Here is a 13086-nt window from a genome sequence, read left to right on the forward strand (position 1 = left end):
ACTAGCGCCTCCCCGTGGACCGCCTCACCCTGTGGAGGACCGCGCCGCCGGGCGCGGGCCGCCGGAACCGCCGGCCTCCGCCTGGGGCGGACTCGACCAGCTCATGCAGACCTTCAGCGTGGCCGTGCCGCTCGCCCCCGCGAGCGCCGCCACCAGACCGTCCTTGCCGACCGCGACCTCGATGCCGAACTCGACGCTGACCTGCTCGGGCCCGGCGCCGGCCACCGCCTCGCGGACGTTGGCCGCGACGGCCCGCAGGGTGGTGTCGAAGCCCTTCACCGTGCGCACCGCGCCGTCGAACAGACCCGAGTCGCGCGGCCCCGGCTGCACGCTGACCCGTGCCCAGATGGTCTGCCCGTCGGGCAGGGCCACCTCAACCAGTTGCTGCATACGTCGCACCCCGCCCGTCGTCGTCCATCGTGCAACCGATAGCCGCGTGCCGCCACGTGTAAGGGATTCTATGCCTTCACGGCATCGCGGGCGCCCCGCCGGAATTCGCGCGGAAGGGCCCAGGCTACGAGAGACGGCCACGGTGTCTCCAGCGGTTTACGGCGGCGTCCCCGGGGCCCGGCGCACCTCGTCCAGGCGGCCGGCGGCCTCGGGGTGGCCGGCCTCGGCCGCGCGGGCGAGCCAGACGGCGGCCGATCGGCGGTCGCCGCGGTCGGCGTGGACGGTGCCGAGGCGGAAGGCGGCGCACCTGTGGCCGGCGCCGCCGGCCAGCTCGTAGAAGAAGAGCGCGGCGCCGATCTCGCCGTCGCCCTCGTAGGCGACGCCGTACCCGTAGGCGAGCTTGGCCGCCTCCGCCCGGGGGGAGGCGAGGCCGCGGAGCCGCACCGCGTCCTCCTGTCCGGCGTCCGCGGCCCGGCGCAGCCGGTCGCGGGCCTCCGGCAGCCGGTCGTCGAGCAGCGTGACGAGCCACGACTGCAGGCAGGCGCCGATGTCGCCGGCGTCGGCGCGCCGGGCCAGGCGGGCGGCGAGGCCCGCCTCGGCGGGGGTGTGTACGGTCATGGCCTCCCCCGGAGACGGTGGCGACGATCATGGGCGGGTCGGCACCATGCTCGCACCGATCCGGACGTCACACAGCAGGATCCCGCATTCCGCACTCTTCGGACAGGTCCTCGGCGCGGGGCGGGAGGGCGCTCAGAGGGAGCCGGTCAGGTAGCGCTCCGCCAGGTCGCAGCTCCCCCGCGTGTAGCCCGCGCCGAGCTCGCGGGCGGTGTCGACCGCGGAGTGGGAGCCGATCCAGGCGACCAGCAGGAGGCGGCGGAACATGATGAAGGTCCAGATCTCACGCTCGTCCTCGGCGGGCAGGCCGAGCTCGGTCCGGTAGCCGCGCACCCACGAGTCGACCATCTCCGGGACGCGCGGATGGTGCTCGATGAAGCTCACGGCGGCGGCCAGGTCGTAGAGGTACCAGCTCAGGCCGCAGTCGTCGAAGTCGATGACGGTGACGGCGGCGCCGCCCGCCGGGGCGGGGTCGACGAGCAGGTTGGCCAGGCGCAGGTCGGCGTGGATGAGCCCGTAGCGGTCGGGGCCCGTGCCGAAGCGGGCCAGGCGGTCGCGCAGGGCCGACTCCAGGCGCGAGAGCACCGCGCGCGCCTCGCCGTCCACGCCGGCGCCGTCCTGCCACCTGCCCCAGCGCGGCCGGGGCCCGAAGGCGGCGTCCACGTCCCAGTGGAAGCGGGTGAACCCCGGCGGCCGTGCCCATCCGCGGGCGTGGCGGTGCATGCGCGCGGTGAGCGCGCCGAGCGGTTCGAAGTCCTGGACCAGGCTGTCCTCGGCGGGCTCGGCGCCGGGGACGAACGCGAACATCACGCAGGTGCGCGGGGCCGCCCCGGGGTCGTCGACGGCGACCAGCCGCGAGCCGTCGAGGGCCGGCAGCACCGCCGGCGTCGGCACGCCCGCCTCCTCGCGCAGCGCGGTCAGCCAGTCGAGCTCGGAGGCGATCGCCTCGGGTGCGTGGTAGCCGAGCCGGTGGACCCGCAGCACCGTGCGGGCGTCGCCGTCGGTGGCGAGGAAGGTGGCGTTCTCCGACACGTTGATCAGCTTGACCTCGGCGTCCGGCGACAGGCCGTACCGCCGCAGCGCCCGGCGGGCCACCCCCTCGACCCGGGCGATGACGTCGCCCCCGCCCGACAGGTCGTGGACCTCCATGCGCTCTCCTCGTGATCACGGCCGCAACGGCGAAACGTCCGGATGATAACGAGCGGCGGCCCCGACCGCGAAGACGGAGGCCGGGCGCCCGCACCGGTGCGGTGCGGGCGCCCGGCCGTGGGGCTGGTACGGGTCAGAAACCGGCGGTGATGCGGGTGAAGTCCCAGTTGCTCTGCGGGACGCCGCTGCAGGTCTCCGTCAGGCCGCCCGAGCAGGGGCGGTCGCGGTTGACCGACCAGAACGCGAAGCGGGTGAGGCCCCTGGCCTTGGCCCAGTCGCGGATCTGCGTCCAGGCCGCGGTCGTGGTCGTCTCCCGCTGGTCGGACAGGCCGTTCATGCCGGAGATGCCCATGCGCGCGTACGCCTGGGCGTCGGACCAGCCCCACGCGCTCTTCAGGGCGTTCTTCAGCCCTTCGGAGGCGCTGACGGTGTTCTGGTAGATGTTGCTGCCGCCGAAGTTGAACGGCATGATCGTGTAGTTGTCGATCGGGACGTTCAGGGCCCTCGACTGGTTGATCAGCCGGATGCCGTGGGAGTCGGGGCCGTTGATCCCGGTGCCGAAGGTGACCGCGATCTTGACGTTCGGGTTGTTCTGCTTGACGATCTTCAACCCGTTGAGGATGCGGTCCTGAACGGTGTAGTTGGAGAACTCGTCGGTGTTCTCGATGTCGAAGTCGACCACGGCGGGCCCGACGGCGTTGATGACCTCCTGGACCGCCCCGGCGAAGGCCGCCGGCGTGGAGCAGTTCGGGCCGAGCTTGTTGCCCGACCAGCCGCCGAAGGACACCTGGACGCTGCCGCCCGCGCCCTTGATGGCCGAGATCGTCTGGGCGTCGGTGCCGCCGGTCAGCGGCCTGCTGCCGTCCCACCTGGGGACGCAGCCGCCGCCGGACAGGATGAACGCCATGGTGAACGACCGGACGCCGGTCGCGCTCATCACCGAGGTGGCGCTGGGCGGGCTGCCCCAGCCCATGTAGAGGTACGGCGCGCCCGGCATCTTGCCGGCCGGGGGCGGCGGGGTGGTGCCGCCCGGCAGCGTCCACCGCTGGTTGGCGGAGGCGCTGCAGTCCCAGATCTGCAGGGGCGTGCCGTCGGCCGAGCTGGGACCGGTCGCGTCCAGGCACTTGCCCAGGGCGCGCAGGGTGCCGTCGGAGGAGGCCGTCCACGACTGCGCCGCCGAGCCGTTGCAGTCGTAGATCTGCACCTTGGTGCCGTTCGCGGTGCTCGCGGCGTTGACGTCCAGGCACTTGCCGAGGGCGCGGATGGTGCCGTCGGTGCCGGTCGTCCACGACTGGGCGTTGGTGCCGTTGCAGGTGTAGAGCTGAACCTGGGTGCCGTTGGCGCTGCTGGCGGCGGCGACGTCGACGCACTTGCCGCCGTAGCCGGTGATCTGGCCGGTCGCGGCGTGGGCGGGCGTCAGGCCCGTCGCGATGAGGGGAAGGGACGCCACGAGGGCGCCCGCGAGCAGCCGCAGTCGGAGACGGCCGGAGCGTTCCGGATTCATGGGGGGTGTCGCTTTCTTGGAGGGCCGAGCCTGCACGAGGCGTTGCGGTGGAAACCATCCCGGGCGCGCCTTAGGAACAGCCGGTCACACAGGGTGCCGGCCGCCATCTGACAAGAAGGTTTCCTAACTAATTGGTGCCCCTGATTTAACGCTCGACGGCCACAGGGCGTCAAGAGAGCGGTTTCGGCAATCGCGGACGGCCGGCTCAGACGGTGCGTTCCGGGGACGTGCCGCCACGGGGGACGGGGCCGGACTCCCGGTCTCGTGCCGTATCTGTCCGTTCTATCCCCGATAGGGGGTTCCGCGCTTTCCGAGATCCCGCCCCCGCCCGCGTGCCTCCCGGGCTGCGGTGATCTTCCCGGGCCCGCCGCCGTTGGCTAGCGTGGTGCGGTAGGCACCGGTGGCCCGCCGTCACCGCCCTTTACCGGAGGTGGCATGGACCTGCGCCAGTTCTTCGAATACCTGCCCACGGCCCAACGCGTGTACGGCGAGCCGTACGAAAAGGACGGCGTCACGGTCATCCCCGCGGTGGCGATGCGCATCGCGGGCGGATTCGGCCACAACGACTCCAAGGGCCAGGGGCCGATCCACGGAGGCGGCGGTGGCGGGCTGGCCTTCGTGCGCCCCGTCGGCTCGTACGTCATCGGCAAGGACGGGGTGTCCTGGGAGCCCGTCGTGGACGTCAACCGCATCGTCTTCGGCGGCCAGATCCTCGCCGGGCTGGCACTGATGGTGTACGCCCTGCGCACCGGCGAGCGCAAGAGGCGCCGCTAGCACGCCTCCCCCGGCCCCGCCATCGCGGCGGGGCTGCGCGGCGACCGTGCGTCGCGGGCCCGGGAGGGGCGAAGCTAGTCTTGACCGTCATGGTCCGTACCCGCCTCTACCGCGACGGCGTCCTCGCGGCCGAGGGCTTTCCGATCGCCGAGGTCTCCGATCACCTGCACGACCCCTCGGCCACCGTCTGGTTCGACCTGTGCGCACCGCCGCCCGAGAAGCTCGCCCTCATCAGCGAGGAGCTCGGGCTGCACCCGCTGGCCGTCGAGGACGTCCTGCACCCGCACCAGAGGCCCAAGCTCGACGTCTACGAGAGCCACCTGTTCCTCACGGTGTACAACGTCGTGCTGGACAACGGCGGGCTGAAGCTCTGCGAGATCTCGGTGTTCGTGACCAGGAACGCGCTGGTGACGGTGCGGTCGGACGACACCTGCGACATCGACGCCATCACCGCGCGCTGGGACGGCAGCCCCGGCATGGCCAAGCACGGGGTGTCGTTCCTGCTTCACTCCCTGCTCGACTACGTCGTCGACGGCCACTTCGAGGTCGCCCAGACGCTGGACGACCGGGTCGAGGGCCTGGAGGACGACCTGTTCGGCGAGCAGCCGACCGACGGCCGGGCGCTGCAGCGCCAGATGTTCGACCTCCGGCGGACGGCGGTGCGGTTCCGCCGGGTCGTGGTGCCGATGCGCGAGGTGGTGAGCAGCCTCATGCGCCGCGACCTGCAGATCGTCCGGTCGGACATGACGCCGTACTACCAGGACGTCTACGACCACGTGCTGCGGGTGTCGGAGTGGACCGACTCCCTGCGCGACCTGATCGGCAACGTCTACGAGACGCACCTGAACCTTCAGGGTTACCGGATGAACGACATCATGAAGCGGGTGACGAGCTGGGCGGCGATCATCGCCGTCCCCACCGCGATCACCGGCTTCTACGGGCAGAACATCCCCTACCCGGGTTTCGCGCAGGCGTCCGGCTTCTGGGTCTCGACCCTCACGATCGTCGCGGCCTCGCTCGTGCTCTACGTCGTCTTCCGCAAGAACGACTGGATCTGACGGCGACCGCGGTCGGCTCAGCGCCGGCCGCCGCGCCCGTCCTGGATGGCGAACCACTCGGCGTCCGACACCGGCGGGGTGCCGAGGGCGCGGGCCGCCTCGTCGAGGCCCGCGCGGTTCAGCCGCCAGCAGTGCATCAGGCCCTCGGCACGCCTTCTCTGATGCTCGCTGGCCACGATCAGGGCGAGCGCCGCGCGCACCCGCTCGACCGTGCTCCGGTTCACCCGGTGGCGGTCATGCGGGCCGCCCTGGCGAGCGGGGTGACCGGTCATCCACCCACCCCGCTCGCGGCTTCAGGACGTTCCCGCCGAAGCTGCTCATACCGGTCGAGAACCCGCCGCGCGGCGGTCACCGGGTCGTCCGCCGGGGTGTAGGAGTACGTCCGGCGCCGGGTGGCCGCGGAGACCTCTCCCGACCACCAGAAGAAGGAGGAGCCGTCGGTCCACGCGACGAGGTCGACACACACCGAGACCAGCGCCAGACCCCTGCCCTCGTGCACCTCCCCGGTGATGCCGTGCTCCTCCAGTTCCCGGCTCAGCCGGTGCGCGGCCCGGGCCGCCGGGTGGCGGCGAAAACGCTCATGGGCTACCACGGCTACCACCCGCGCCCCGAACAGTGAAGGTCATAGGACCGAAGCTATGAAGTGCGGACGCAGGTGGCAATGATGTTTCGCGTTGTTGCTCGGAGGTGTTCCGGGGCCCGGGCGGATCGCCCCTAAGCGTCGCCGGCCGTAGCCAGCCGCACGCCGAGGGCGACCAGCGCGGTGCCCGTGACGGCGTCGACGGCCCGCCGTACGCGGGGGCGGGCGAAGAAGCGCCGGAACGCGCTCACCAGGGTCGCCACGATCGAGAACCACGTGATCGTCAGGGCCGCCGCGACCGCCGCCAGGAGCGTGATGTCGCCGGCGCCGGCCTGGCCGGACAGGAAGTGCGGAATCAGCGCGACGAAGAACAGCGCGGCCTTCGGGTTGAGGACGTTGCACAGCAGCCCTTCGCGGAACGCCGCCCACATCGTGGTGTCGCCGCCGTGCTCCACCGTCACCGCGGACGCCTCGGTAGCGCGGGCGGAGGACCGCAACGCCTTCACGCCGAGGAAGAGCAGGTACGCCGCGCCGACCACCTTGACGACGGTGAAGGCCACCGCCGAGGCCGCGAGCAGCGCCGCCACGCCGACGGCCGCGGCGACCACCCACAGCACCACGCCGAGCGTGACGCCGAGGGCCGCCGCCATGCCGTTGCCCCGCCCGCCGACGGCCGACCGGCGCACCACCACGGCGAAGTCGGGCCCCGGCGACATCGCCGCGACCTGTACAAGCCCGGCGAACACCACCACCTGCGTCAGCGACACCATCAGCCCACACTCCCCGTCTCTCCCCGCACGGCCGGCAGGCGGCCCATGCTAGCCGGGCGCCCCCCGGGCCGCCCCGCCCCTCCTCACCCGTGGCGACACCGATTCGTGCGGAGGATTCGCGGGCACGGGTCCGAGCACCGGCCGGTCCCTCCTTGTAGCGTGAGCATCCGGTCGGCAGCCCGGGGGGAGCGCGGAGCATGCGCTGGAAGGTCAACTCCGAACGATCCCTGTACACGGACGAATGGCTGGACGTGCGCCTGGCGGACGTCGAGCTGCCCGACGGGAGGCACCTGGGGCACCGTCTGATCCACGCGCCCTCAGGGGCCGGGGCGGTGGTCCTGGACGAGCGGCGGGTGCTCATGCTGTGGCGCCACCGGTTCATCACCGACTCCTGGGGCTGGGAGATCCCCGCCGGCCGGATCGAACCCGGCGAGCAGCCGATCGCCGCGGCCGGCCGCGAGGTCGAGGAGGAGACCGGCTGGCGGCCCGGCCCGCTGCGCCCCCTGCTGTACGTCCAGCCCAGCAACGGCATCTCCACCGCCGCCGACCACATCTTCAGGGCCGACGCCGCCACCCAGGTGGGCCCGCCCGCGGACGTCCACGAGTCCGAGCGCATCGACTGGATCCCCCTGTCGAGGGTCCGCCCCCTCATCGACGCCCGTCAGATCGTCTGCGGCACCACCATCGCCTCCCTCCTCTACGTCCTCAGCGCTCCCTGACGGGCCTCCCTCCCGCGCCCGCGCGGCTTCCTCAGCGGGCGAATCTTCCGGCCATGGCGCCGCGCCCGCTCGTTCCGCCGCGATCAGAGGTATATTTCGGTTATTCACGAAATAAGGAAGAAGCGATGAACGGGGTCTACGAAGCGCTGGCGCATCCGACCCGGCGCCGGGTCGTCGCGCTGCTGCGGGAGCGCGAGATGTCCGCCGGGGAGCTGGCCGCGCGCGTCGACATCGCCAAGCCGACCCTCTCCGGCCACCTGCGCGTCCTGCGCGAGGCCGGGCTGGTCTACGGCGAGCGGCACGGGACCTCGATCGTGTACCACCTGCACCTGTCCCTGCTGGAGGAGTCCCTGGGGGCGCTGCTCACCCTGTTCAAGATCGACAAAGCGGGGCCGGACGGTCGCGCGCGTTCTACGCCGCCCTCCCCCTCGGCCGGGAACGAGAGGACGACCGATGACCATGAACCCCGCTGACGACACGCGCCTCGACCTGCGCCCCGGGCTGGCGGGCAGCGCCGTCGCGCTGCTCGTCGCGGCCGGCTGCTCCGTCTGGGGCTGGTTCGCGATCCCCGGCGACGCCCGCCTGCCGATGCACTGGAACGCCTCCGGCGAGGCCGACCGCTACGTGAGCAAGACCCAGGCCCTGCTCGAACTACCGTTGATCATGCTCGGACTCTGCGTGTTCATGGCCGTGCTGCCGCGCGTCCTGCCCCGGCGACGGCACATGGCGAGCTCGGCCCGCACCTACACCGCGGCCTGGATCGGCGTGCTCGTCCTGATGACCGGTCTGCACGCGGTCAGCGTCGTCAACGGCGCCGGCGGGCAGATCCCCGTCTCCCGGGTCACCGTCGCCGGCGTCGGCCTGCTCCTGGTGGTGCTGGGCAACTACCTGCCCAAGACGCGCAGCAACTGGGCCGTCGGCGTGCGCACCCCCTGGACGCTGCAGAGCGAGCACTCCTGGAAGCGCGCCAACCGGATGGCCGGCTGGCTCTTCGTCGCGCACGGCCTGGTCGTGCTCGCCGTCGCCTTCCTGCTCCCGCTGCCCGCGGTGTTCCTCGTCCTGGTCGTCGGCGTCGTCGTCGCGAGCGTGCTGCCCGTGGCCTACTCGTGGTGGGCCTGGCGCTCCGACCCGCGCACCTCGGAGGCCGAGGCCGGCGGGCGCTGAGAGCGCCGCGCTCGCGAACCGTCCGCGGCACCCAGGTGACAGGTCGGAACCTCCTCGGGGCGGGCGGCGTAGTAAGGGCGGTCCCGGCCGGACGGCGGGGCGTGCGGCGGGCTTCGAGGGGGCGCCTGGATGGACGGGGCACAGCGGGCGACGGCGTTCGCGATCGCGGTCACCGGTCTTCTGGCCTGCGGGTGCTCCCCGGGGGCGGGGGGCGTCGCGGAGCGGCCCGCCGCTCGGGCGCCGGGCGAGGGGTCGCCGACGGCCGCGGGGGTCGCCTGTGAGATCACCCGTCCCTCGGACCGCCGGGGCGACCCTCCGGCCGGGGTGGGGAGCGAGGGCGATGACCGGTGGTTCGGCGAGGGCCCCCTGTGGGCCTCGTTGCCCGACCCCGGGTACGGGGGCGAGCGCCGGGCGAACGGCTACGCCGTGAAGATCGGCTGGTGGCGGCTGACCGAGGGCGGGCTCCGGGTGACCGCCGAGCCCCTCGGCTCCGGTTCCGCGACCACCCCCGCCCCGGCGGCGGCCCCCACCGCGAGCGTGGAGGTTCGGTCAGGGTACGAGCCGACGGGGTTCCAGCCCTCCTTGATCGTGTTCTCCGGCACCGGCTGCTGGCGCGTGACGGGAACACTCGCGCGTCAGGCGGTCAGCTTCGTGATGCGGGTCGAGGGCTGACGGGCCGGCGCGGTAGGAAGATCGCCGCGAGTACCGCCGCCGGCAACCTCGTGTTCATCGGATCGGCGGCACACCGATCGCACACTTACACCGCGACGGACTGATCGAAATCTGATGCAATCTCCGTAGCGCCGCATCGGTCCCCTTCTGACCCCCCATCGGAGGACTTCGTGCGTTCCCCCCGCCTCGCCGCCCTCGCCGGGCTGGCCGCTTCCATCCTCGTGGCGGCGACCGCCGCTCCCGCCCAGGCCGCCGCCGTCAACGGCGCCACCTACGGCGGCGTCCACAACGCCTACGAAAGGGCGGCCTACCCGTACATGATCGATGCGCTCGACGCCGGGAACCGGATGATCGAGATCGATCTGTGGACGTTCTTCGGGCAGTGGACCGTCAGCCACTCCAACCCGTTCGGCAACGCCAACAACTGCGAGCAGGGCAGCACGGCCGGCCAGCTCCGCGACTCCTCCCGCAGCCGCCCGCTGACCGACTGCCTGGACAACGTCAAGGCCTGGCACGACGCGAACCCCGACCACGAGCTGCTCGTGATCAAGCTGGAGATGAAGGACGGCTTCCACGACAACCGCGGCCGCGGCCCGGACGAGCTGGACGCGGTGCTGCGCCCCCGTTTCGGCGGCGCGCTCATCACCCCCGCCGCCCTGCTGAACGGCCACGCCACCCCCGACGACGGCGCCAGGGCCGGCGCGTGGCCGGCCCAGACGCGCGGCAAGATCATGGTCTACGTCATCAGGGGCACCGCCGAGAACGACAGCCTCCCCACCGAGATCGAGTACGCCCGCCACCTGCGCGACCACCCGGCGGACGCCCAGGTGTTCCCCGTGCCCGACAGCGCGTACGGCGCCGCGGACCCGCGCGAGGCCTACGAGCAGGCCCTGCGCCCCTGGTTCGTCGTCTTCGACGGCGCCGCGACCTCCTTCGCCGCCCTCTCCCCCGCCCAGCGCGCCTTCTACGCCCCGTACGTCACCACCGTGACCGGCGCCCACAGCGTCTCCCCCACCCTGGACGCCTACAACCCCACCCCCGAGCAGGCACACGCCCGCGCCAAGCTGCTCGGCTGCCTGGGCGCCACGATCGTCTCCAGCGACTGGCGCGACGTCCCCGCCTGGCAGGGCCCCCACGACCGCGCCGCCTGCTGACCGCCGGCCCGAACGAACCGCCCCTTTCCCCGGTCTCCGCCTCGTATCCGCGTCGACCGGGCGGCGGCCGGGGAAAGGGGCCGGGGCGGTTCAGGTGAAGACGGAGACGCGGGTGCGGTGGTGGCGCGGGGTCTCGATCTCGTCGAGGGCCGCCACCGCGAGGTCCGCGTACGACAGGTGCGCGGACGGGGGGACGGTGTCGTCCCCCACCCGGTAGCGGCCGGTCCTGGCGCCCGCGGCGTCCAGGAGGGCGGGCGGGGTGAGCGTCAGCCAGTCGATCACCGTGTCCGCCGCCCGGAGCCGGTCCAGGCCGGCGGTGTGCGCGAGGGCGAACGGGCGGATCTCGGGCGGGAAGACCGAGGGGTCGTCCATCACCGGGCGCCCGTGGGCGTCCTGGAGGTTGGCGAACAGGCCGATCACGATGAGCCTGGGCACGCCCGCTTCGGCCAGGCCGTGCAGCAGGGCGTCGGCCGCCTTGACGAAGAACTCGGGGTCCAGGTCGGCGAAGCCCTGCTCCGGGCCGGAGAAGGGGCTCACCGCGTGGACGGCGGCGTCGTGGCCGCGCGCGATCGCGGAGATCGCCTTCACGTCGGTGACGTCGCCACGTACGAGGGTGACGCCGTCGGCCACCAGGTCGCCGTACCCGCCTGGTTCGCGGACCGCGGCCGTCACGCGATGCCCGCGCCGCCGCGCCTCGGCCGTGACCGCCCGGCCCGCACGGCCGCCCGCTCCGAAGATGACGATGCCGCCCATGTCGCTCCCGTCCGGCCACGTCCTTCGCGGCCGGAATCTGACGGTATCCGGGAGATACTGGTTACCTCAAAGATACCGGGATAGCCTTCGGCCATGGCCGAGCCCCTGGACCCGCGCATGTTCGACCCCGTCTGCCCGTCCAGCGCCATGCCGATCCAGATCGGCGACAAGTGGACGGCGATGATCGTGCTCTGCCTCGAAGGCGGCCGGCGCCGGTTCAACGAGATCCGCGTGCCGCTGCGCGGCATCACGCCGAAGGTGCTCACCCAGACCCTGCGGGCGATGGAGCGCGACGGCCTCGTGACCCGCACGGCGTACGACGAGAACCCGCCCCGGGTCGAGTACGAGCTGACCGAGCTGGGCCGCAGCCTGCTGACCCTGATCGCCGCCGCCCGCGCCTGGAGCGAGCACCACCTCCCCGCCCTGCTCGAAGCCCGCGAGGCCCATGGGCCGGCCTCTGCCTCCTCGCGCTGGTCGCGGGGGACGGAGAGCGGCTCTCCGCAAGGCCGCGGGCCGAGCTTCCGGTAAGGCACCGGCCACACCGCTCGCCCCTGGCCGGACATGGGTTCATCGCGCCCGGCTCCGTCGTGACACGCGGTGCCCGCCGCCTCGCCGAACGGTGTGGCCGGCGAAACTCCGATGAATGTCAGGCCTGAATGTGATTTGGGCGAGAACATTGCCACATTTCTAAATGATGTTTACTCTATCGTGGAACCTGTTTACCCCGTCGCGATCTCCGTATGGTGACCATTCCCCGGAGAAGAGATATTTTCGAGATCTCTCCGCCGACGCGGGGGGAGAAATGTCCCATTCAACGTTAACGATCGACATATGGAACAACATGATTTCTCGTGGTACCTCGATCAACTCCGGCAGGGTGAAACCCGGGTTGGACTGGACGCTCGCGGCGATGACCTGCGCACTCGTGACTCTTTCGCTGCCGGCGCCCGCCGACGCGAACACCGGGACGGCGCGTGCCGGCGCCCTATATGGCTCATGGCTCGCGGGGCCGCCCGACGACCGCGACAATGACCACGGTCATGGCGGTCACGGTCACGGTCATGACGAATGGCGGAGTTTCTACTTCGACTTCGACAAGAAGCTCTTCACCTGTCGCGGCAAGTGCTGCACCAACATTCGCAAGTGCATCCAGCACACCGGGATGCAGGGACCTCCCGGACCCCCTGGACGACCCGGCCCCATGGGGTTGCGCGGACCGGCGGGAGAGACGGGGCCCGCGGGACCGAGCGGCCCGCCCGGGCCGTCAGGGCCCATAGGTCTGATCGGACCGGCCGGGCCTCGCGGCCTGCCCGGCCCGGCGGGCCCGGCGGGCCCGGCAGGACCGATCGGACTGCGCGGACCGGCGGGACCCATCGGCCTGACCGGACCAGGAGGACCCATCGGGCCCATCGGCCTGACCGGACCCGCCGGACCCGCGGGGCCCATAGGCCTGACCGGACCAGCAGGACCCATCGGACCCATCGGACCCATCGGCCTGACCGGACCCGCCGGACCCGCCGGACCCGCCGGGCCCATCGGCCTTACCGGACCAGCAGGCCCCATCGGACTCACCGGACCCGCCGGCCCAATCGGCCTGACCGGACCGGCGGGACCCATCGGACCCATCGGACCCATCGGCCTGACCGGACCGGCAGGACCCATCGGCCCGACCGGACCCGCCGGACCCGCGGGGCCCATCGGCCTGACCGGACCAGCAGGCCCCACCGGTCTCACCGGACCCGCAGGACCCGCCGGCCCAATCGGCCTGACCGGACCGGCGGGAC

17 protein-coding genes are annotated in these 13086 nt (G+C 72.4%); 8 read left to right on the top strand and 9 right to left on the bottom strand.

Features of this window, described 5'->3' with window-relative positions:
• Positions 1-24 precede the first annotated feature (24 nt).
• The 4 genes from PYR91_RS01310 to PYR91_RS01325 all read right to left on the bottom strand — a co-directional run bounded on the left by PYR91_RS01310 (position 25) and on the right by PYR91_RS01325 (position 3658).
• Positions 25-390, bottom strand: coding sequence for a CU044_2847 family protein (locus tag PYR91_RS01310; RefSeq protein ID WP_279777000.1), 366 nt, complete (start codon positions 388-390; stop codon positions 25-27).
• A 156-nt stretch (positions 391-546) separates the two neighbouring features.
• Complete coding sequence (locus PYR91_RS01315) at positions 547-1008, bottom strand: hypothetical protein (RefSeq protein WP_279777001.1); 462 nt, start codon at positions 1006-1008, stop codon at positions 547-549.
• Between the two features lie 132 nt (positions 1009-1140).
• Entirely contained in the window at positions 1141-2154 is a 1014-nt protein-coding gene (locus tag PYR91_RS01320) for a phosphotransferase (RefSeq protein WP_279777002.1), read from the bottom strand.
• Between the two features lie 133 nt (positions 2155-2287).
• Positions 2288-3658 carry a chitinase gene (locus PYR91_RS01325; RefSeq protein WP_279777003.1) on the bottom strand — a complete coding sequence of 457 codons (1371 nt, stop codon included), beginning with the start codon at positions 3656-3658 and terminating at the stop codon, positions 2288-2290.
• 435 nt (positions 3659-4093) lie between these two features.
• Here PYR91_RS01325 and PYR91_RS01330 point away from each other — a divergent pair, with 435 nt between their 5' ends.
• Together PYR91_RS01330 and PYR91_RS01335 are read left to right on the top strand one after the other, a co-directional pair.
• Positions 4094-4432, top strand: a complete 339-nt coding sequence (locus PYR91_RS01330) for a sporulation protein (RefSeq protein ID WP_279777004.1) — start codon at positions 4094-4096, stop codon at positions 4430-4432.
• An 89-nt stretch (positions 4433-4521) separates the two neighbouring features.
• Positions 4522-5490, top strand: a complete 969-nt coding sequence (locus tag PYR91_RS01335; protein WP_279777005.1) for a magnesium transporter CorA family protein — start codon at positions 4522-4524, stop codon at positions 5488-5490.
• A gap of 17 nt (positions 5491-5507) precedes the next feature.
• On the opposite strand, the gene PYR91_RS01340 is transcribed toward PYR91_RS01335, so the two are convergent.
• From PYR91_RS01340 to PYR91_RS01350, 3 genes are all read right to left on the bottom strand, one after another.
• Entirely contained in the window at positions 5508-5762 is a 255-nt protein-coding gene (locus PYR91_RS01340) for a hypothetical protein (RefSeq protein ID WP_279777006.1), read from the bottom strand.
• A complete protein-coding gene (locus PYR91_RS01345; protein ID WP_279777007.1) occupies positions 5759-6082 on the bottom strand; it encodes a hypothetical protein in 324 nt (107 codons plus the stop codon). The genes PYR91_RS01340 and PYR91_RS01345 overlap by 4 nt, the downstream gene beginning before the upstream one ends.
• A 122-nt stretch (positions 6083-6204) precedes the next feature.
• Positions 6205-6840 carry a LysE family translocator gene (locus PYR91_RS01350; protein WP_279777008.1) on the bottom strand — a complete coding sequence of 212 codons (636 nt, stop codon included), beginning with the start codon at positions 6838-6840 and terminating at the stop codon, positions 6205-6207.
• Between the two features lie 197 nt (positions 6841-7037).
• On the opposite strand from PYR91_RS01350, the gene PYR91_RS01355 reads away from it, so the two are divergent.
• The 5 genes from PYR91_RS01355 to PYR91_RS01375 all read left to right on the top strand — a co-directional run bounded on the left by PYR91_RS01355 (position 7038) and on the right by PYR91_RS01375 (position 10549).
• The gene (locus PYR91_RS01355) at positions 7038-7559 is read left to right on the top strand and encodes an NUDIX hydrolase (RefSeq protein ID WP_279777009.1); all 522 of its coding nucleotides are present in this window, start codon (positions 7038-7040) and stop codon (positions 7557-7559) included.
• Positions 7560-7684: 125 nt separating this feature from the next.
• The gene (locus PYR91_RS01360) at positions 7685-8032 is read left to right on the top strand and encodes a metalloregulator ArsR/SmtB family transcription factor (RefSeq protein ID WP_279777010.1); all 348 of its coding nucleotides are present in this window, start codon (positions 7685-7687) and stop codon (positions 8030-8032) included.
• The gene (locus PYR91_RS01365) at positions 8013-8723 is read left to right on the top strand and encodes an SdpI family protein (protein ID WP_279777011.1); all 711 of its coding nucleotides are present in this window, start codon (positions 8013-8015) and stop codon (positions 8721-8723) included. The genes PYR91_RS01360 and PYR91_RS01365 overlap by 20 nt, the downstream gene beginning before the upstream one ends.
• 129 nt (positions 8724-8852) lie before the next feature.
• The gene (locus PYR91_RS01370; protein WP_279777012.1) at positions 8853-9395 is read left to right on the top strand and encodes a hypothetical protein; all 543 of its coding nucleotides are present in this window, start codon (positions 8853-8855) and stop codon (positions 9393-9395) included.
• A 170-nt stretch (positions 9396-9565) separates the two neighbouring features.
• On the top strand, positions 9566-10549 hold the full coding sequence (locus PYR91_RS01375) for a Ca2+-dependent phosphoinositide-specific phospholipase C (RefSeq protein WP_279777013.1): 984 nt from the start codon (positions 9566-9568) through the stop codon (positions 10547-10549).
• Between the two features lie 90 nt (positions 10550-10639).
• Here PYR91_RS01375 and PYR91_RS01380 read toward each other — a convergent pair whose 3' ends face one another.
• Positions 10640-11302, bottom strand: a complete 663-nt coding sequence (locus PYR91_RS01380; RefSeq protein WP_279777014.1) for an NAD(P)H-binding protein — start codon at positions 11300-11302, stop codon at positions 10640-10642.
• Positions 11303-11395: 93 nt separating this feature from the next.
• Here PYR91_RS01380 and PYR91_RS01385 point away from each other — a divergent pair, with 93 nt between their 5' ends.
• Positions 11396-11830: a helix-turn-helix domain-containing protein gene (locus tag PYR91_RS01385; RefSeq protein WP_279777015.1), complete on the top strand. Its 435-nt coding sequence runs from the start codon at positions 11396-11398 to the stop codon at positions 11828-11830.
• A gap of 466 nt (positions 11831-12296) precedes the next feature.
• On the opposite strand, the gene PYR91_RS01390 is transcribed toward PYR91_RS01385, so the two are convergent.
• The gene (locus tag PYR91_RS01390) at positions 12297-12458 is read right to left on the bottom strand and encodes a hypothetical protein (protein ID WP_279777016.1); all 162 of its coding nucleotides are present in this window, start codon (positions 12456-12458) and stop codon (positions 12297-12299) included.
• Positions 12459-13086 lie beyond the last annotated feature (628 nt).

The sequence above is a fragment of the Sphaerisporangium sp. TRM90804 genome, assembly GCF_029846175.1.
Taxonomy (GTDB): domain Bacteria; phylum Actinomycetota; class Actinomycetes; order Streptosporangiales; family Streptosporangiaceae; genus Sphaerisporangium.

Bases quoted from the DNA above. Each gene is read 5' to 3' on its own strand.
- PYR91_RS01385 (WP_279777015.1), top strand. From the start codon at position 11,396: ATGGCCGAGCCCCTGGACCCGCGCATGTTCGACCCCGTCTGCCCGTCC.
- PYR91_RS01325 (WP_279777003.1), bottom strand. From the start codon at position 3,658: ATGAATCCGGAACGCTCCGGCCGTCTCCGACTGCGGCTGCTCGCGGGC.
- PYR91_RS01310 (WP_279777000.1), bottom strand. From the start codon at position 390: ATGCAGCAACTGGTTGAGGTGGCCCTGCCCGACGGGCAGACCATCTGG.
- PYR91_RS01355 (WP_279777009.1), top strand. From the start codon at position 7,038: ATGCGCTGGAAGGTCAACTCCGAACGATCCCTGTACACGGACGAATGG.
- PYR91_RS01330 (WP_279777004.1), top strand. From the start codon at position 4,094: ATGGACCTGCGCCAGTTCTTCGAATACCTGCCCACGGCCCAACGCGTG.
- PYR91_RS01360 (WP_279777010.1), top strand. From the start codon at position 7,685: ATGAACGGGGTCTACGAAGCGCTGGCGCATCCGACCCGGCGCCGGGTC.
- PYR91_RS01320 (WP_279777002.1), bottom strand. From the start codon at position 2,154: ATGGAGGTCCACGACCTGTCGGGCGGGGGCGACGTCATCGCCCGGGTC.
- PYR91_RS01380 (WP_279777014.1), bottom strand. From the start codon at position 11,302: ATGGGCGGCATCGTCATCTTCGGAGCGGGCGGCCGTGCGGGCCGGGCG.
- PYR91_RS01365 (WP_279777011.1), top strand. From the start codon at position 8,013: ATGACCATGAACCCCGCTGACGACACGCGCCTCGACCTGCGCCCCGGG.
- PYR91_RS01350 (WP_279777008.1), bottom strand. From the start codon at position 6,840: ATGGTGTCGCTGACGCAGGTGGTGGTGTTCGCCGGGCTTGTACAGGTC.
- PYR91_RS01340 (WP_279777006.1), bottom strand. From the start codon at position 5,762: ATGACCGGTCACCCCGCTCGCCAGGGCGGCCCGCATGACCGCCACCGG.
- PYR91_RS01335 (WP_279777005.1), top strand. From the start codon at position 4,522: ATGGTCCGTACCCGCCTCTACCGCGACGGCGTCCTCGCGGCCGAGGGC.
- PYR91_RS01370 (WP_279777012.1), top strand. From the start codon at position 8,853: ATGGACGGGGCACAGCGGGCGACGGCGTTCGCGATCGCGGTCACCGGT.
- PYR91_RS01315 (WP_279777001.1), bottom strand. From the start codon at position 1,008: ATGACCGTACACACCCCCGCCGAGGCGGGCCTCGCCGCCCGCCTGGCC.